This is a genomic window from Pseudomonas sediminis (genome assembly GCF_002741105.1).
GTDB classification, from domain to species: domain Bacteria; phylum Pseudomonadota; class Gammaproteobacteria; order Pseudomonadales; family Pseudomonadaceae; genus Aquipseudomonas; species Aquipseudomonas sediminis.
On sequence record NZ_NIQU01000005.1, the window covers coordinates 175474 to 194629 of the forward strand.

Below are 19156 nucleotides of genomic sequence, written 5' to 3' on the forward strand. Positions count from 1 at the left end.
GTGTCGGCGGTGGTCGGCAGCTGTAGTGAGGATGGAATCATGGCTACTCTTATTGGTGTCGTCAGTCAGGTTGTCGGCGAAGTGTTCGCGGTAGCGAGCGACGGATCGCGCCGGCCAATCAGCGAAGGTGATCGGGTCTACGCGGGCGAGCAGCTAGTCACCGGTGTTTCCGGTGCGGTTGCGGTGGCCATGACCAACGGGCAGCAACTGACCCTGGGTCGGGACAGCAGCATCACCCTCGATACGCAAATGATCGCGGATCGCGGCGAGTCCCAGGCTCCGGTCGTCGAAACTCCACCGACTACCCCCAGCGATGACGACCTCACCGATGTCGAGCGCCTGCAGGCTGCCATCGAAGCGGGTGACGACCCGACCCAGCAAGGTGAGGCTACGGCGGCTGGCCCCGGTGCTGGTACGGGTGGCGCCGGCGGCGTAGGCGGTGGCCACTCGTTCGTGTTGCTCAGTGAAGTAGGTGGAGCACTCGACCCGGTGATCGGCTTCCCCACTGCCGGGTTGCCAGGTGGGCCGGAATTCCCAGACGCTCTGCCAATCGCTACCGCCGACCCTGAAGTGGATGGCATTCCCACGGGCGGCACCGCCTCGAACGCGGTCGACGAAGATGGCCTGCCCGACGGTATCGTCGGTGGGGTGAACGATCTGGATGGCGAGGCGACGCTGGTCACCGGCGTTCTGGGCTACAGCTTCGGGCCAGACGGTCCGGGCACTTTTACCTGGTCGACCGCCGGGCTGGCGGAAATGGGCGTCAGCTCGAGTGGGACGCCCCTGACCTATCAGGTGAGCCCGAATGGGCTGACCCTGGCCGCCTATGCCGGGGAAACGGTAGTGTTCGTCGCTCAGGTCACCAATCTGGCGACCGGCGCCTATCAGTTCGAGCTGTTCGCGCCGCTCGATCATGCCGCTCCACCGCTAGGTGGCAGCGACGAAAACGACATTCTCTACCTGTTCAACTACACCATCACCGACGGCAACGGTACGCCAGCCAGTGGCAGCCTGAGCATTCTGGTGGACGATGACAGCCCTGCACTGGCAGGTGGTGAGGAGCGTCCGCTCATCAGGGAAGTGGTCAACGAGGATGCCCTGGGCAGTGGCAATGCCGAGCCTGGCAGCATTCCTGGGCAGAAGACCCAGATCATCGGCGATCCCAGCACTCTGGACGCGCTGGTCAACTTCGGTGCTGACGGCCGTGGTGGTTTCCAACTGAGCACGAGTCCTGACGCGTTGGCAGATTTGCAGGCGCTGGGGCTGACCTCGGGTAAGGAGCCGTTGCTCTATTCCGTCGAGGTCTCGGACGACGGCAGCACCAGCACCCTGACAGCGACTGCAGGTGGCGTGCAGGTATTCACGCTGGTAGTGACCAGCGATGGTGGGTATGTCTTCACCCTGCTGGGGCCGATCGATCATCCTCGTGCCGACGGCGATGATTCCGAGCGCCTGGGCGACGCTAGCCTGGCGCTGGACTTCTCCAAACTGCTGATCGCTACTGACTACGATGGTGACGCGGTGCCGGGCGGTTTCAACGCCGGCAGTTTCGTGATCGACGTCGAGGATGACGTGCCGGTACTGGTCGACGATGGCATCGACAATTGTCTGACCCTGACCTACCAGGGCGGTGATGCCGGCTACAGCAACAGCTATGGCTACTACATCAAGGGTGCAGATGGTGAGCCCGTCAGTGGTCAGATCATCTGGAGCAATACCAGCGCCCTCAGTAACGGGGATTCGGTGACCTTGCACGGGCTCGACCCCAGTGAAGTCGGTTTCTTCATCATTCCCAATGGCGCCGCCAATGAGTTTGCCAGCGGCGCCGAAGTGACCTTTCAACTGGTCGATGGCCAGTGGCAAGCGTTCATTGGTGAAACGGCGTTGGTGGGTGATGGCGGTGCCAACATCGTGTTCGACAACCCGGCGCTCAACCCCGGAAGCAAGTCCCATGTCGAGGACAACGCCGCGCCCGGCAACCAGAATTGGGAGGACATCAACGTCGGTGGTGACAACGACTACAACGACGTCAACATTCAAGCCACGTGGACGACCAAGGCACCGGTCGGCGGCACCGTGCATGAAGACCAACTGGAAGCGCCGCATCAAGGCAATCCGGAGGCTGGTCAGCGTTTGGTGATCAGTACCGATGGTGGTGCCGGCAGCCTTATGGCGCTGGTGAAGTTCGGCGCTGATGGCCCCGGCGCATTCGGCCTGGCAAGCAGCGTAGCTGTGAGCACTGAGCTTGCCGCGCAGGGCGTCAAGTCGGGTGGCCAGGCGCTGGTCTATACGGTCAGCGAAAGTTTCGATGGCGACGGCAACCTTGTAAGTACCACTCTTACTGCTACGGCTGCCGAAGGGGTGGGCGGCTACCCGGTATTCACTCTGGTGGTGAATGCCGATGGCAGTTTCAGTTTCACGTTGCAGGGGCCGATCGATCATCCGCGCGCCGATGGCGACGACAGCGAGCTGTGGGCGTCGAAGGGCGGTATCGGAATCGATTTCACCCAGCTGTTCACCGCGACCGATGGCGACGGCGATCCGCTGCAACTGCCCGAAGGCGCGAAAGGCCTGTTCGTCATCAATATTCAGGATGACGTCCCGCTGCCGGCTCAGCCCACCCCGCAGCAGCCGGTGGTCGGTGGCCTAGTGCACGAAGATGCGTTGGGTAGCGGCAATGCCGAGCCCGGCAGCGAACCACAGCAAATCTTGACCGCCGAAGGCGGGCCGCGCACGCTGGATGTGCTGGTCAACTTCGGTGCAGATGGTCGCGGTGGTTTCCACCTGAGCCAGCAGCCCGGCGCGCTGTCCGGTTTGCAGGCGCTCGGCTTGACCTCCGGTGGCGTGGCGCTGTTCTACGCCGTGTCGGCGGACGGCACGACATTGACTGCTACTGCGGGTGACGGTGGTAGTCCGGTATTCACTCTGCAAGTAGGTACCGATGGTAGCTACCTGTTCACGCTCAATGGTGCGTTGGATCATCAGGAGGCGGATGGTGTCGACTCGGAAACCTTGGGTGACAACAGCCAGGCGTTGGATTTCTCTGAAGTGCTGGTAGCCACTGATGGCGATGGCGACCCCATCGCCGCAGGTTTCCCGTCTGGCAGCTTCGTCATCGACGTAGAAGATGATGTGCCGATTCTCAAGACCCTAGACCCGCAGCAGCCTGCTCTGGGCGGTACGGTACACGAGGATCTGTTGACCAGCCCGAACACGGGCAACCCGGATGGCGGTACGCAAACGCTGGTTGTCAGCACCGAGGGTGGTGCCGGCAATCTGAGCTCGCTGGTTTCCTTCGGCGCCGACGGTCCGGGGGCCTTTGGGCTGGTCGACAGCGGTACCGCGACGGGACTGCTCGATGCTCAGGGGCTTACCTCGGGCGGGGAAAGCTTGGTTTATGAGGTGGTTGAAACCCGCGTCGACGGCAAGCTGGTCAGCACCACGCTGACTGCGGTTTCCGCTGACAGTCTGGGCAATTACCCAGTGTTCACCCTGACGGTCAATGCCGATGGCAGCTTCCGCTTCGAGCTGCAGGGGCCGATCGACCATCCGGTTGCCGATGGCAATGATGGTGAACTGTGGGCCAACGATGGGGCGTTCGGCATCGACTTCACCCAGCTATTCACCGCCACCGATGGCGATGGCGACCACCTGCAGTTGCCGGAGGGCACCACGGGGCTATTCGTCATCAATATCGAAGATGATGTGCCGGAGCTAGTAGTGAGCGAGCCGGAGTATTGCCTGACCCTGACCTACGAGGGCGGTGATGCGTCTTATGCCAACAGCTATGGCTACTACATCAAGGGTGCCGATGGCGTGCCGGTCAGCGGTGCGCTGATCTGGGCTGATACCACGTCGCTCAGCATCGGTAGCAGTGCCACGCTGGAAGGTCTTGATCCGTCCAGTGTCGGCTTCTTCATCATTCCCAATGGCGGTGCCAATGGTGTCGCCAATGGCGCCGAAGTCACCTTCGAACTGGTCGATGGCCAGTGGCAGGCCTTTGTCGGCGGTAGCGCACTCAATGGTGGCGGTGGTGCTGCGGTTGTCTTCGACAACCCGGTGCTGAACCCCAATGGAAAATCCCATGTTGAGGACAACGCCGCGCCCGGCAACCAGAACTGGGAAGACGTCAACAACGGCAACAGCGACAACGACTACAACGACGTCAATATCCAGGCCACCTGGACGGCCAAGACGCCGCCTGCCATCGGTGGCACGGTGCATGAAGACAAGCTGACGACCCCCAATGTCGGGAATCAGGAGGCTGGACAGACGCTTGTTGTAAGCACGGCTGGCGGTGCTGGCACGCTGGCCTCGCTAGTGGCCTTTGGTGCCGACGGCCCTGGCAGCTTCGGCCTGGTGGACAGCGCCACGGCCACTTCGCAGCTGAACGAGCAAGGGCTGACTTCCGGCGATAAGCCGCTGGTCTATACGGTCAGCGAAAGCTTCGATGACGACGGCAATCTGCTCAGCGCCACGCTGACCGCTACGGCTGCCGCGGACGTTGGTGGCTATCCGGTGTTCACCCTGGTGATCAATGCCGATGGCAGCTTCACCTTCACCCTGCAAGGGCCGATCGACCATCCGCAGGCCGATGGCAACGACAGTGAGCTGTGGTCGAGCGCTGGCCAGATCGGCATCGACTTCACCCATCTGTTGGCCATCACCGACGGTGATGGCGATCCGCTGAACATCCCCGAAGGGGTTGGCGGCCTGTTCGTGATCAATATCGAGGACGATGTGCCGACCCTGAGCCTCGGGGTCAACGCTCAGGCATTGGCTCAGCTGGAAGTGGCGTTGGACGAAACCCGTGGCAATCAGGATCGTTACGCCGCGAACGACGACCAGAGCCAGGGCTACGTGAACGACGACAATGGCGCGTTGGCCAAGGTCACCACCCAACTTGCCGGTGGCCTGACCTCGCTGTTCACCATCGGTGGGGCAGCCGGGGCTGATGGCCAGGCTTCGCTGAGCGGCACGCTGAGCTTCTCCGGGGTGCCGGCCCAGGGGCTGGCCACCACACTTTCGGCCACCAATGGCGGTGCCATCCGCCTGTTCGTCGACCCGGCCAACAGCCAGGTCATCAAGGGTGTCGATGCCACTGGCGATACGGTCTTCACCATTGCCATCGTCACTGTCGATGGTCAGCCGCAACTGCAGACCACGCTGTTCGAAGCGATCCGCCATCCGCACAACGATCAGCGTTTCGACGAGGCGGTCGATCTGCTGATCAAACACCAGGGCTCGTTGCAGCTGCAGTATCAGGTCACCCGTGTCGACGGTGATGGTGACGCGGTGACCCGTACCGCGAAGGTCGAGCTTGCTGGCGGCAATTCGTCCTATTTCTCCTTCCAGGACGACGGCCCGAAAATCATCAAGTTCGAACTGGGCCACAGCGTCAAGCTATACGTCGACGAATCCGTTGGCAAAGGTGGTTCCAGCCAGAACGAACCCGGTCAGGCTGCGCCGAATGACGAGCAGGGCCACGGCAATGTGCTGGGTTACGCCCGGATCGACGGCGACAAACTGTTCAAGTTGACCGCCGATGGTGGTTCGGATGGCCTGGACAGCAGCCGTACCCGCTTCTCCCTGAGCCTTGCCAGTAATGGCGTGGACTCCGGGCTGAATGCCACGGCCGGCGGCGACATCCTGCTGTACAAGGAAGCCGATGGCAGCATCCTGGGTAAAGCCAATGGCGTTACGGTGTTCAAGATCAGCGTCAATGCCGCTGACGGTAGCGTGACCCTGGTGCAGTACAAGGCCATTGCTCATGGCGATACCAGCAGCCACGACGAGTTGGCGCTGCTCAAGGATGGCGTGCTGAAACTGAACGTGACGGTCTATGACAAGGACGGCGACTCGCAGAGCGCCAGCCTGGATCTGGGCAAGGTGGTCGGCTTTGAGGACGACGGCCCGAAAATCACCAAGTTCGAGCTGCAACATGGCACCAAGCTGTACGTCGACGAATCGGTGGGCACCACAGGTTCCAGCCAGAACGAGAATGGCCATGTCGCGCCGAACGACGAGCAGGGCCATGGCGATGTGCTTGGGTATGCCAGCATCGACGGCAAGGATCTGTTCAAGCTCACGGTGGATGCCGGTTCGGATGGCCAGGATACGTCGCGTACCCGTTTCGAGTTGAACCTGAGCCAGGACGGCGTGGACTCCGGGCTGGATGCTACCGCAGGCGGCGATATTCGTCTGTACAAGGATGCCGACGGCAACGTGCTGGGTGTGGCCAATGGCGTCACGGTATTCAAGGTCAGCGTCAATGCCGGCAGTGGCAGTGTGACCCTCGTGCAGTACGAGGCCATCGCCCATGGCAATACCAGCAATCATGACGAGCTGGCGCTGATTCGCGCCGGCGTGCTGAAGCTCGGCGTGACTGTCTATGACAAGGATGGCGATTCCCACAGTGCCAGTCTGGATCTGGGCAAGGTAGTCGGCTTCGAGGACGATGGCCCCTCCGCGGGCATCACCAATGCCGCCTACGCGCTGGACGATGAAGGTCTGCCCAATGGCATCAACGGTGGTGAGGGCGACGTGACAGGGGCGAACGCCACGGTCTCTGGCACGCTGGTATTCGACGCCGGCTCTGATGGTCTGCGTGGCATCTCCCTGTCCGGGCCGAGCGTGTTGGGCACCGAGAACGTCACCTCGACCTGGAACGCCGGCAGCAAAACGCTGACCATCAGCAGTGCCGAGCGCGGCACGCTGGTGACCGTGGTGTTGACCGACCCGGCGCTCGGCAAGTACGAGCTGGAGTTGCATCAGCCCCTGATGCATCCGGCTGGCCAGGACGAAAACGACATCAAACTGCAGATCGGCTACACCGTGACCGATGGTGATGGTGATACCGCCGTGGGCAAGCTGGTGGTCACGGTCAACGACGATACCCCGACCATCCAGGCCATGCAGCCGGGCTTCGAGTCGCAGGCCACCTTCCTCGGCACCGATGCCGGCTATCACAACAGCTACGGCTATTACTCGCGAGATGCCGAGGGCAATCCATCCGTGGGCAAGGTGATCTGGGCTGATGTGAAAGCGCAGGCGGCGGGAACCACCTTCGATCTGGATGGGCTCGACCCGAGTGAGGTGGGTTTCTTCATCATCCCCAATGGTGCGGCCAACGTCGCGCTCAGCAATGGCGCCGAACTGACCTTCCAGCAGGACGCTGATGGTAACTGGCAGGCCTTGCTGGGTGGCGTGCCACTGACCGGCGCTGGCGGTGCCAATGTGCTGTTCGATCGCGCCGAGTTCAACCCAGGCGGCTCGCACCTGCAGGACAACGCCGAACCAGGCAACCAGAATTGGGAGGATCTCACCGACGCTCCTGATTATGACTACAACGACGTCAATACCAACGTGACCTGGGGCATGCCGCTGCAGGTGGACGAGACCTATCTGGGCACGCCCGATGCAACGGTCAGCCGCAACTTCAGCTCGGCCTTCAACGCCGAATATGGTGCCGACGGCCCTGGTTCTCTGGTGTACGAACTGGTGATCAAATCGCCGAACTCCGGGCTGGTCGATACCGCGAGCGATGAAGCGGTCAAGCTGGTGTTCAACGGCTCGGTGCTCGAAGGTCGTACCGAAACCAGTAACGAGTTGGTCTTTACCCTGAGCGTCAACGCCGCAGGGCTGGTGAGCCTGACGCAACTGCGCGCTGTGGTTCATCCCACTGCCCAGCCGGATGAGTTGCACTTGCTGGGCAGTGACAAAGTCGGCCTGCAGGCCACCATCACCGACGCCGACGGCGATCAGGCTTCGGCCAGCATCGACCTGGGCCAGGTACTGGGCTTCCGTGATGACGCACCGATGGCGGTCAACGATGAGATTGTCGGTGAAGTCTCACGCACGGCAGTTGATCAGGTCGTCGGTAACATCAACGACCTCACCGGCAATGACAGCTTTGGCAACGATGGCAAGGCAAGCGTCTCGCCGGTGCAGATCATCGGCCAGGGCAGCCAGGGCGGTACGCTGGTCATCGATACCAGCGGCAATCTGGTCTACAGCGCTGGCAGTGGGGCCAGCGCCGGTACGGAGGTGTTCACCTATCAGATCACCGACGGCGATGGTGACGTTTCCACGGCCACTGTGACCCTCTCGCTCGGTGGCAATGACCCGGTCGGTGGTCAGGCCTCTGGCAGCGTCGACGAGGATGGCTTGACCCATGGTCTGGCCGGAGGCCCCAACGACCTGGCTGGTGAAGCCACCACGGCTGGTGGGCCACTGGGTTATCAGGTAGACAACTTTGGTGGTTTCGCCTGGGATGCCAGTGGCCTTGGCAGCCTGTCTTCAGGCGGCTCGCCACTCAACTATCAGCTCAGTGTGGATGGCAAGACGCTGAGCGCGTTCGATGCCGGTGGCAATCCGGTCTTCACTCTCAGCCTGACCAACTCGGATACCGGGCAATACAGCTTCAAGCTGTTCAAACCGCTCGATCATCCGGCGCCAGACGTTGCCGGTACGGCAGACGAGAACGACCTGAACCTGGCCTTCTCCTACAAGGTCTGGGACTCCGCTGCTCCTTCGGCTCCGGCCACGGGTAGCCTAACGATCACGGTGGATGACGACTCGCCGGCCACGCCCGACGACATCGCCAAGTCTGCCAGCGAGCCGCAAGGCATCCAGACCAACCTGATGGTAGTGCTGGATCTGTCCGGCAGCATGGACGAAGCGCCGTCGGGTGTCAGCGGGTTCAGCAGCAAGCTGGCGCTGGCCAAGGATGCCGTGCAGCGTCTGATCGACAGCTACGACAACCTCGGTGACGTGATGGTGCGTATCGTGACCTTCGCCAACAGCGCGAGCGCTGTGGGCAATGTCTGGATGAGCGCCGTCGATGCCAAGGCCTGGCTCACCGACCTGGCCAACAACGCCGGCAACGGTTCGACCAACTATGACGATGCGCTGATCAAGGCGATGAATGCCTACGACTCGTCCGGCAAGCTCACCGGCGCAGGGGTACAGAACGTTTCGTACTTCCTCTCCGACGGCCAGCCGACGTTGTCCAACGCCAATCCGGGCAGCAACAACAGCGGCAGCCAGTACAACCCGGAACTGGGCGATGGCATCGGCGCCAGCGAGGAGGCGGACTGGATCGCCTTCCTCACGGCCAAGGACATCAAGTCCTATGCGCTGGGCATGGGGCTGGGCAGTGACCTGGACAAAACATTGCTCAACCCCATCGCTTATGACGGCAAGGCGGGCGCCAACACCGATGGCATCCTGGTTTCCAACCTCAACCAGCTCAACGACACCCTGCAGGGTACGGTCACCGGTACGGTCATTTCCGGCAACCTGATCAGCGAAGGCAGTAATGGTTTCGGTGCTGATGGCCCGGGCCTGCAGCCGGTTGCCGCGATCACCCATAACGGAGTGACCTACACCAGCGAGTCGGCTGCCTACGATGCCACGAGCCATACGCTGACCTTCACCACCGCGGGTGGCGGCTCGTTCAGCGTCAATCTGGTCACCGGTGCTTACACCTACAACTTCAACGACGATGTCGCCGAGGATGTGACGGATACCATCCGCTACACTCTGATTGATCGCGATGGCGATGCGGTGTCTGCCGACCTGAAGTTGACCATCACCGACAGCAGCGAGGTCTATGCCTACGACAACTACAACCAGGCCATCGTCGGGCAGAAATGGGTCACGCCCGACCCGGTAACCAAGGTGCTGGCGGACTTTTCCAGCACCAGCAATCAGGCCTCGTCCGGGCCCAACTACAACCCCTGGATATTCGATACCACCGACAACGGCAACGTGAGTGGCAATGAAACCACGGTGATCACGCAGGCCGATGTCATGGCTGTGGCGGGCAGCAAGTGGGGCGTCACCGCTGTCAATTCGTCCAATGGCGTCAGCGTGCAGGGTAATGCCTTGCAGCTCGTTGACAGTGATCGTAGCGCCGGTGTCAGCACCAAGGCTGCAACACCGACCTTCGAGGTGGCCGGGGGCAACACGGCCAAGGTCTCCTTCGACCTGGGCAGCATCAGCAACTTCAGCAGCAGCGGCTCGGGAGACCAGTTCACCTGGACCTTGTACAAGCAGAACGGCAGCGCCTGGACGCTGGTGCAGAGCGGCACCCATGCATCCAGTAACTCGACTACCGTCACCAGCAACAGCGTGGGCGAGGGTACTTATCGCCTCTTCTTCGAGGTCAATGATCGTACCAACAACAGCAACAGCTTCCGTGTGCGGGTGGACAACATCACCCTGATCACCGTGGCCGCCGCGATGCTGGTCGACACGGCCACGGCAGTGGCGGGCAATGTGCTGACCGATGCCAACAACTATCTCTACAGCGACCATCCATGGGGTGCGGTGGACAGTAAGGGGAGTGAAGGCGCGACGCTTAGCGTGCTGGACAACGGCAGCTTTGTGACCGTGGGTACCTCTAAGACCATCGATGGGCAGTGGGGCAGCCTGGTGCTGCACAGCGACGGGGCTTACACCTACACGCCGGACCCCGACTACGCCAACCTGGGCAAGGAAGATGTCTTCACCTACCAGTTGACCCAGCCAGATGGCGACGTCAGCACGGCGCGTCTGGTGGTTGGTATCGGCTCCAGCGTGGCGGTGCAGTCCAACGTGGTAATGGGGCATGAGGCGCTCAACGACACCTTGCTGGGTAGCGAAGGCAGTGATGTGCTGCTGGGGTTGGGCGGCAACGATACGCTCCATGGGCTGGGTGGCAATGATCGTCTGGAGGGCGGTGATGGCAACGACACCCTGATCGGCGGCAAGGGCAACGACATCCTCATTGGCGGTGCCGGCAACGACACCTTCGTGTGGAACGCCGATGATCGTGGTGGCAACTATCATGACATCGTCAAGGACTTCGGCAATGGCGAGGACAAGCTGGATCTGTCGCAACTGTTGCAGGGCGTCACTGACCCAGGGAGCGCCGATGTGTTGACCCAGTACCTCAGCTTCGACTTCGTCAGCGAGCCGGGCAGTACGGTGATCAACATCGCCAGTGCCGGCAGTGGTGCACCGGTGGATCAGACCATCACCCTGGAAAACACCATTCTGTCCGGAGGTAATGCTGCGGAGGTCATCCAGGGCATGCTGGATCATAATCAGCTGGTCGCTTGAGGCGCGTACAAGGGGCGTTGCGCCGCTGCGGTGGCCCCTCAGGCAAAAGGAAATGCTTATCAGAGTTTCCTTAGCTGAAGCACTCAACTAGAGTAAGCCCGCTACTCGCTCCGAGTAGCGGGCTTTTTTATGGCGTTTGCTGGAGGCAGCGATGGTTTACGTACAGCGCGACGCGGCCGGGCGTTTGTTGCGGGTTGAACATGAACCCTTCGAAGGGATGACGGAAAACCTGGCAGTCGAAAGCGAGGAGTTGCATACCTGGCTGGCTGCCAAGGAAGAGGTCAAGGCGCGCCTGGACAGCCTGAAGCAGTCCGACCTGGAGCTGGTGCGCGTGTTGGAAGACGTGGTCAGCGTGCTTGTAGAGCGCGGTGTGATCCGCTACACCGACCTGCCCGAGGCCGCTCGGCAGAAGCTCGACCAGCGTGCCATCGCCCGCGCCGAAATCGAGGGCCTCAGCGGCCTGCTTGGCGACGACGAGCACGATCTGGTTTAAACCAGGCCTTTGTAGGCTATGCGCCGCGCGGCGAAGCGGCCGGTGCGCCAACCGTAATTTTCAGAAACTACCCCCGGTAGGGGCTCCTGCAGCTATTGCTTGCCCCACGGCGCCGGTGCGCCGATCAGACGGCCCATGGCGCCGTGGATGCCCAGTTCGGTCAGCACTGCGAGTTCCTCTTCGGTTTCCACCATCTCGGCGATCAACGGCAGGTCGATGCTGTTGGTGGCGCGGAAGATCGCTTCGATGAACATCCGCTTGTCGCCCTCCTGGTCGATGGCGCGGATGTAGGTACCGTCGATCTTCAGGTACGCCAGGCCCAGGTGGGTGAGGTTACCAATCAGGCTGAAGCGCCCACCGAAATGCTGCAGGCCCAGGTTGAAACCTGCCTCACGAATCGCCAGGCTCAGCGCTTCCAGCTCGGCGGGTGGCGGTAGGTGGCGTTCATCGATTTCCAGCGTCATCAGGTGCGCTACGTCTTTGTGCCTGTTCAGCGCATCCAGCAGGCGCGCTTTGTCCTGTTGATTACGTAGGGTCGCGGCAGACAGGCTCAATGCCAGGGGGCGAGGATGTTGCGTCAGGTGCTCCAGGCTGTGTTCGAGCATCGCCAGATCGAAGCGCGCGGCCCAGCCCAGGCGCTCGATCCAGGGCAGGAAGCGCCCGGCCGTGATGGCTTCTCCAGCTGGATCAAGCAGGCGTGCCAGGACCTTGTGCTGCATGAGCCTGCCCGTCGCGCATTCGGCGACAGGCTGGAAATACAACTGCAGTTTGCCCTGGGTCAGCGCATCGTCGATCCAGCTGCGCCAGTCATGCAAGCCCTGAGTGGTCCGAGCGGTGAAGTCGTCGAGGCGTTCCCAGCACTTGTCGGTGTTGCTCTGTGCCTGAGCTAACGCCTGGTCCGCGCGACTCAGCACCACCTCGCTCTGTTCGCCGGGACGAAAGGCGGCAATCCCGATGTGGGCGACGGGATCGCAGTCGCTGGCACCGGTCTGCTTCAGGCTGTTCAGCGCTTCGCTTAGCTCGCTGGCCAGGCGCTCTGCGTCTTCGCTATTGAGGCCGGGCGCCAGCAGTGTGAACTCGCCGCCGCGGTTGCGCGATGCCAGCCATTGGCTGCGCCCTGGTAGCGCCAGCAGTTGTCTGAGTTGGTCGCCCAATGCGGCGATCAACGCGTCGGTGCGCTGGCCACCGAGACGCTGGTTGAGGCCGCCCAGGTCGTTGAGGCGCAGCAGCAACAGATAGCCATCTGGATGCTGCTCGTTGATCACCAACTGGTTGCTCAGGCGTATGTCGAACTGACGGCGGTTGGCCAGGCCGGTGAGACTGTCCTGGTAGGCTTCTTCGCGGAATTTCTCGCTGCGCGTGGCTTCTTCGGCGAACAGCGTCTTGAGCTTGTCGACCATCTGGTTCATCGCCAGCACCACACGTTTGAGTTCCGGTGTGCGTGGCACGCGGGGCAGGGTGAGAAATTCACGGCGGGTAATGGCCTGCGCCTGCTGCACCATGTTGTCCAATGGTCGCAGTTGGGTACGCAGCAGCCAGCCGCCGAGCACGGCACTGACCAGGCCGCAGAGCAATAGCCAGAGCAAGCTGCCAATGGCGCTGTCCCACAGGCGGGCGAGTGCGAACTGCGGGTGGCTGAGCACTTCGACCCGTGCTGCCTGCTCCCAGCCGCGCATGATCAATGCATCGCCACCCTGGGACCGCAGATCGACCAGGTCAACGAACCAGCCGGGTACGTTCTCAGGTTTGATCTCGGTGCTGCGCTCGACGATCACGCTGTCGTCGGCGATGCGCACCACGCGAATGCTGGCGAAGTAGCCACTGTCGAAGATCGAACTGACCATCAGCTCGATCATCGCCGGATCGTCCACGTGCGGGGTCAGCGACAGGCCCAGTGCCGTGGCGGCATCCTGAGCGTGCGAGCGCAGTTGACTGATCGACTGTTCGCGCGAGCTTTCGACACTGGCGATGAAACTGCCGGTGAAGGCAACCACCAGGAACAGGCAGATGGCGAGGAACAGTTGTTTGAGCAGGGACATGGTTTCCTCCTAGCCTTCGCCCACGGCGAAACCTTCGGCATGCATTTTTTTCAGGATGTCCTGCCAGCGCGAGAGCTTCTTGGAGTCGCTCTTGCGCGTGTTCGAACCCGGCAGGTAGAGGCCTTCGGCATTGAAGGCGTATACCGGCAGCAGGTCCTTGCGTTGTGAGGCAGGGCGGATGTCGTTGATCAGGTTATCCAGTACCAACGGCTCGGCAGTGGGGCTGGCGTAGTAGGTCAGCACCATGTGCGCCTGGTTGTAATTCAGCGCCTTGACGTAGGTGATGCGCAGCTTCTCGCTGGGGATGCCGAGGCGGCGCAGGGTGAAGTACTTGGCGATGGAGTAGTCCTCGCAATCGCCTGCGCCCTTGACCAGCATTTCTACTGGCGTGGCCCAGTAGTCGTTCTCGCGCCAGAGCTGGATGTCATCGACGAAGCGGATGGTGCGGTTGAAGAAGCGATTGACCTCGTTGAGCTTGTCCGCCTCGTTCAGGCTGGCGCTGGTCTTGATCAACTCTTCCCAGTCGAGAATACGTTTGCGAGCCGGGCCGAGGTTGCCGTAGCGGGTTTCCGCGTTCTTCACGATCACGGCAAAGTCCCAGTCGGCGACTGCCAACGCGGCCAGCAGCGCGCCGCCAATCCACAGGATCAGCAGCCGCCACCGCCATCCCTGAACGTGCAGCCGTCGCATGGTGTCGTCGTCTCCAGGCTCGATTGACGGAGTCTAGGCGAGGTGTCGGCTTTTTGCCGGCCGCTTCGTTAGAACAAGGAAGTAGCGTCAAAAGCTTGTCGAATAGGTGACTGGTAGCCTTAGCCGAATGCAATCCGGGGTGCGTTTAGCGCTCAGGGATTGGGCAGGGTTTTCTGCTTGAGGATGTACAGGCTGACCAGCACCGCACTGCTCAGCATGAACACGCGCGCCCAGGGCATGGGCACCAGATAGCAGGAAAAGCTGATGCTGGCCCACATCAGCACCAGGGCGTAGATCTTGCCCTTGAGCGGGATGCCCTGGCCTTCCAGGTAATCGCGAATCCATGGACCCAGGTGCGGGTGGGTGACCAGCCAGAGGTAGAAACGCCGTGAGCTGCGTACGAAGCAGGCCGCCGCCAGCAGCAGGAACGGCGTGGTCGGCAGTACGGGCAGGAAGATGCCGATGACCCCGAGGGCCACGCTCAGCCAGCCGATGCTCAGCAGCAGGTAGCGGACACTGCGGTGGCGGCTTGGCTGGATATCACGCGGCATGTGTGGGTCTTGGCGGCAGCCGGGCCTGGGCCCGGCTGGCACTGTCAGTGGCGGGGTTTGAGCAGCGCAGGTTTTTCTTCCGGAGCCTGGCACAGCAGGAAGAGGGCGGTCAGCAGCTCGGGAATCTGGTCGATCATGCTGTCCACCAGGTCGCGGTCGCGAGCGATCTCGGCAAATTCCTGCTGCTCGTCGAACAGGCCCGAGCCGACCATGATCGGCAGCAGCAACTCGCTGACTTCGTCTTCGGCATCCTCGAACCACACGGCTTCACGCAGGAACACGCCTTCCATGAAACCGATGCACCAGCCGCGCAGGTCGGAGTCGTCCGGCTCTTCGCCGAGGTCTAGGTCGCAGGGCAGTTCAGGCTCTTCTTCGCCAGCCAGCTGACGGGAGATATGCGCCTTCAGGTGGATCAGGGTGCTTTCGATCTCTTCGCGTTCGGCGTCGCTGCGGTAGTGCGGCGGCTCAGCGAACAGCGCGTCGATCCACTCGCGGTCTGGCACCTGATCGGGACAGATCGCCAGGGCAGTCAGGTAGCCATGGGCGGCCACGTAGTCCAACGCCTCTTCGTGCAACTCATCGGCATCGAGAAAGGCTTGCAGGCGGGACAGTTGCTCAGCGAAGGACATCGTGGGGTTACCTTGAGGCTTAGGGGATAAACGAGGAAGGATTCTAGTTCACCGCTGCCTCTGCGACCAGCGCGGGTGCTCTACTGACGGCGATTCAACGGCTTTGGACGGGGAGGCGCCCTGTTACCTGCGATCCTGCGGCATAATGCGCGGCTAGATTTGGAGGCCTTCATGCTCGACCACGCCATGCGCATTCTCAAAGACGTTTTCGGCTACGACGCCTTTCGCGGCAATCAGGCCGCGATCATCGAGCGTGTGGCCGGCGGCGGCGATGCCTTGGTGTTGATGCCTACCGGCGGCGGCAAGTCGCTGTGTTTCCAGGTGCCGGCGCTGATGCGCGAGGGCCTGGCGGTAGTGGTTTCACCACTGATCGCCTTGATGGACGATCAGGTGGCCACCCTCGACGAGTTGGGTGTGGCAGCTGTGGCGCTGAATTCCACCTTGAGCCCTGACGAGCAGCGCGAGATCGCCGACCGTATCCGTCGCGGGCAGATCAAGATGCTCTACCTGGCGCCCGAGCGCCTGGTGCAGCCGCGCATGCTGAGCTTCCTGCAGGGCCTGGATATCGCCCTGTTTGCCATCGACGAAGCGCACTGCGTGTCACAGTGGGGTCACGACTTCCGGCCTGAGTACCTGCAACTCGGCCAGCTTGCTGAGCTGTTTCCCAATGTACCGCGTATCGCCCTGACCGCCACCGCGGACAAACGTACCCGTGAGGAAATCGTCCAGCGCCTGCATCTGGATAACGCCGAGCGCTTTCTGTCGAGTTTCGACCGGCCGAACATCTTCTATCGCATTCAGCCCAAGGATCAGCCGCGCAAGCAACTGCTCGGTTTTCTCGCCGCGCGCAAGGGCGATGCCGGCATCGTCTATTGCCTGTCGCGCAAGAAGGTCGAGGAGGTTGCCGACTTTCTCAGCAGCCAGGGTTTCCCGGCCTTGCCTTATCACGCCGGCCTGCCCAACGAATTGCGTGCCTTCAATCAGAAGCGCTTCCTCAATGAGGAAGGCCTGATCATGGTGGCCACCATCGCTTTCGGCATGGGCATCGACAAGCCCAACGTGCGCTTCGTCTGCCATCTGGATCTGCCCAAATCGCTGGAAGCCTACTACCAGGAGACCGGTCGCGCCGGCCGTGACGGTCTGCCGGCCGATGCCTGGATGGCTTACGGCCTGCAGGACGTGATCTTTCTCAAGCAGATGCTCAACAATTCCGAAGGCGACGAGCGCCACAAGCGCATCGAGCAGCACAAGCTCGATGCCATGCTCGCACTGTGCGAGGAGACACGCTGCCGCCGTCAGGCGCTGCTGGCCTACTTCGACGAAGAGTTGCCCAACCCCTGCGGGCATTGCGATAACTGCATCGACGGCGTCGAGACCTGGGATGCCACCGAGCCGGCGCGTCAGGCGTTGTCGGCGGTCTATCGTAGTGGCCAGCGCTACGGCGTCGGCCATCTGGTGGACATTCTGCTGGGCCGCGACAACGAGAAGATTCGCGCCGCCGGTCATCAGCACCTGGCAGTGTTCGGCGTCGGCAAGGGTTTTTCCGAAGTCGAGTGGCGAACCCTGTTCCGCCAGTTGGTCGCCCGCGGCCTGGCCGATGTCGATCTGGACGGTTTCGGCGGTTTGCGTCTGACTGAGTCCTGCCGGCCGCTGCTGCGTGGTGAGGTCAGCCTGCAACTGCGTCGTGAGCCCAAGCCGGCGCAGGCGGCCAAGGCCTCCAGTAGCGCTGCCAGCCAACTGGTGCGCGTCCATGAGCGGGACATGTGGGAGGCGCTACGCAGTCTGCGCCGTAAGCTGGCCGAGGAGCACAGCGTACCGCCTTACGTGATCTTCCCTGATGCGACGTTGCTGGAAATGTTGCGCAGCCAGCCCAACTCGCTGAGTGAAATGGCCGAGGTCAGCGGCGTCGGTGCGCGCAAGCTGGAACGCTACGGCCAGGCCTTCCTGGAAGTACTCAATGGCAGCGGCGCGGATGACACGCCACCGCCGGTGGCCGATCTGCGTCATGAGCTGGTCAGCCTGGCTCGCGCCGGTATGACCCCGACGCAAATCGCCGGCCAGTTGGGTTGCAGCGAGAAGAACGTCTACAGCCTGCTGGCCGAGGCAATCGCCCAGCAGCAACTGACTTTGGAGCAGGCGCTGGATCTTCCTGAGGAACTGTTGGGCGAGATTCAGGAGACCTTCCTCGATGGCGAGGGCGAATTACCGGCGGTCAGCGAGATTGCCCCGCTGTTCGCCGGGCGGGTCGACGAAGCGGTGCTCTACTGCGTGCGTGCGGCGCTACAGGCCGAGTTCGAGATCTAAGCGTCCTCGGTGAAACGTGGCAGCCTGATTCTGGCGGCATTTTGCTCGCAGGGCTAAGGTGTGGGCAGGCCGCCAGATAACGAGGTGAGGGTGCCTGACTATCACGCCTGGTACGACGAGGTTCGTCCGAGCCCTTATGCCGAGCAGCTGAGCCTGGGGTTTCGTCGGCTGCGTTTTTCCCGCGCTCTCGAGCGTGAATATCGTGCGCACATACTTGAGGACGGCTTCGAACTCAAACGTATTGCGCTTTGCGTCGCCACGGTCATCTGGCTGGCCCTGACGGTGTTGGACATGTTGGTGGTGCCTGCATCGCACCTGGGCTGGGTGATCGCAGTGCGCCTGGTGGCGCTGGTCATCCTGCTGGTATGCGCGACCCTGATCCTGCGGCGGCGCCACAGCCATCTTCTGTTACCGCTGAGCATGATCTGCATCCTCGTGCTCGGCGTGGGCGCAACGGTGATTGTCGGTATCGCTCATCGCGCCGACCCTGGCTACCCCTACGAAGGCCTGCTGCTGGTGAGCATGGCTGCGTACTTTCTGGTCGGCTTGCGTTTGAGCGAGGCCCTTGCCTGTTCTCTGGTGGTGTTGCTCGCCTATGTGCTGGCGGAATTGGCCGCAGGGCTGCCGGCTCCACGATTGATCAACAACCTGCTGTTCCTGGGGTTCGGTAATCTTATCGGCGCCGTCGGTTGCTACCTCCTGGAATACAAATCACGCGAGCATTTTCTGATCAGCCGCCTGATGCATCTGCTTGCCCACCACGACAGTCTTACTGGGCTGCACAACCGTCGCAGTTTCAACCGACAGTTCGAGCGCCTTTGGCGCCATGCGCAGCGTGAGGGCATATCGCTGGCACTGCTGCTCTGCGACATCGACCATTTCAAGGCATACAACGATTGCTACGGCCATCAGGCTGGCGACGCGGCTTTGCAGCGTGTCGGAGCACTGATCGAGCAGGCTGCGCGGCGGCCACTGGATATGGGCGTACGGCTTGGCGGTGAGGAGTTCGCGCTGTTGTTGTTCGACATCAGCGCCGATGAAGCCAGGCTACGGGCCGAGGCTTTGCGCCATTCGCTGGAGGAAGCGGGCATTGCTCACCGCGGCTCCGGGAGCGCCGATGTATTGACCATGTCCATCGGCGTCGCTTGCCTGAGCCCCGATAGCCAGCCTGAATTGAGCCAACTGTATGAACAGGCTGACCGAGCGCTATACGAGGCAAAGGCCTTCGGGCGTAACAGGGTTGCGGTCTGAGTTGGCGCCATGAACAAGGCTCGGTCGCATTCTGCAATGCACATGGCGCAATCTGCGCTTGCCCTGGACATCGGGTTATGGCTAGCTGACTAA

The 19156-nt window shown here is 61.9% G+C and carries 8 protein-coding genes; 4 read left to right on the top strand and 4 right to left on the bottom strand.

Features of this window, described 5'->3' with window-relative positions; genetic code table 11:
* Nucleotides 1-39 precede the first annotated feature (39 nt).
* Together CDO35_RS14055 and CDO35_RS14060 are read left to right on the top strand one after the other, a co-directional pair.
* Nucleotides 40-11106: a retention module-containing protein gene (locus CDO35_RS14055; protein WP_099525331.1), complete on the top strand. Its 11067-nt coding sequence runs from the start codon at nucleotides 40-42 to the stop codon at nucleotides 11104-11106.
* A gap of 151 nt (nucleotides 11107-11257) precedes the next feature.
* Nucleotides 11258-11599 (top strand): tryptophan synthase subunit beta, encoded by a 342-nt coding sequence (locus tag CDO35_RS14060; protein ID WP_099525332.1) that lies wholly within the window; start codon nucleotides 11258-11260, stop codon nucleotides 11597-11599.
* A 92-nt stretch (nucleotides 11600-11691) separates the two neighbouring features.
* On the opposite strand, the gene lapD is transcribed toward CDO35_RS14060, so the two are convergent.
* The 4 genes from lapD to CDO35_RS14080 all read right to left on the bottom strand — a co-directional run bounded on the left by lapD (nucleotide 11692) and on the right by CDO35_RS14080 (nucleotide 15508).
* Nucleotides 11692-13638 carry a cyclic di-GMP receptor LapD gene (gene lapD, locus CDO35_RS14065; protein ID WP_099525333.1) on the bottom strand — a complete coding sequence of 649 codons (1947 nt, stop codon included), beginning with the start codon at nucleotides 13636-13638 and terminating at the stop codon, nucleotides 11692-11694.
* 9 nt (nucleotides 13639-13647) lie between these two features.
* Entirely contained in the window at nucleotides 13648-14328 is a 681-nt protein-coding gene (lapG, locus tag CDO35_RS14070) for a cysteine protease LapG (protein ID WP_099525334.1), read from the bottom strand.
* Between the two features lie 152 nt (nucleotides 14329-14480).
* The gene (locus CDO35_RS14075) at nucleotides 14481-14879 is read right to left on the bottom strand and encodes a YbaN family protein (protein WP_099525335.1); all 399 of its coding nucleotides are present in this window, start codon (nucleotides 14877-14879) and stop codon (nucleotides 14481-14483) included.
* A gap of 44 nt (nucleotides 14880-14923) precedes the next feature.
* The gene (locus tag CDO35_RS14080) at nucleotides 14924-15508 is read right to left on the bottom strand and encodes a UPF0149 family protein (protein WP_099525336.1); all 585 of its coding nucleotides are present in this window, start codon (nucleotides 15506-15508) and stop codon (nucleotides 14924-14926) included.
* Nucleotides 15509-15679: 171 nt separating this feature from the next.
* Here CDO35_RS14080 and recQ point away from each other — a divergent pair, with 171 nt between their 5' ends.
* Together recQ and CDO35_RS14090 are read left to right on the top strand one after the other, a co-directional pair.
* Entirely contained in the window at nucleotides 15680-17812 is a 2133-nt protein-coding gene (gene recQ / locus CDO35_RS14085; RefSeq protein ID WP_099525337.1) for a DNA helicase RecQ, read from the top strand.
* 90 nt (nucleotides 17813-17902) lie between these two features.
* The gene (locus CDO35_RS14090) at nucleotides 17903-19063 is read left to right on the top strand and encodes a GGDEF domain-containing protein (protein WP_099525338.1); all 1161 of its coding nucleotides are present in this window, start codon (nucleotides 17903-17905) and stop codon (nucleotides 19061-19063) included.
* Nucleotides 19064-19156: the final 93 nt, after the last annotated feature.

Excerpts from the sequence above, each read along its gene's own strand:
- recQ (WP_099525337.1), top strand. The coding sequence starts at position 15,680 with ATGCTCGACCACGCCATGCGCATTCTCAAAGACGTTTTCGGCTACGAC.
- CDO35_RS14055 (WP_099525331.1), top strand. The coding sequence starts at position 40 with ATGGCTACTCTTATTGGTGTCGTCAGTCAGGTTGTCGGCGAAGTGTTC.
- CDO35_RS14060 (WP_099525332.1), top strand. The coding sequence starts at position 11,258 with ATGGTTTACGTACAGCGCGACGCGGCCGGGCGTTTGTTGCGGGTTGAA.
- lapD (WP_099525333.1), bottom strand. The coding sequence starts at position 13,638 with ATGTCCCTGCTCAAACAACTGTTCCTCGCCATCTGCCTGTTCCTGGTG.
- CDO35_RS14080 (WP_099525336.1), bottom strand. The coding sequence starts at position 15,508 with ATGTCCTTCGCTGAGCAACTGTCCCGCCTGCAAGCCTTTCTCGATGCC.
- lapG (WP_099525334.1), bottom strand. The coding sequence starts at position 14,328 with ATGCGACGGCTGCACGTTCAGGGATGGCGGTGGCGGCTGCTGATCCTG.
- CDO35_RS14075 (WP_099525335.1), bottom strand. The coding sequence starts at position 14,879 with ATGCCGCGTGATATCCAGCCAAGCCGCCACCGCAGTGTCCGCTACCTG.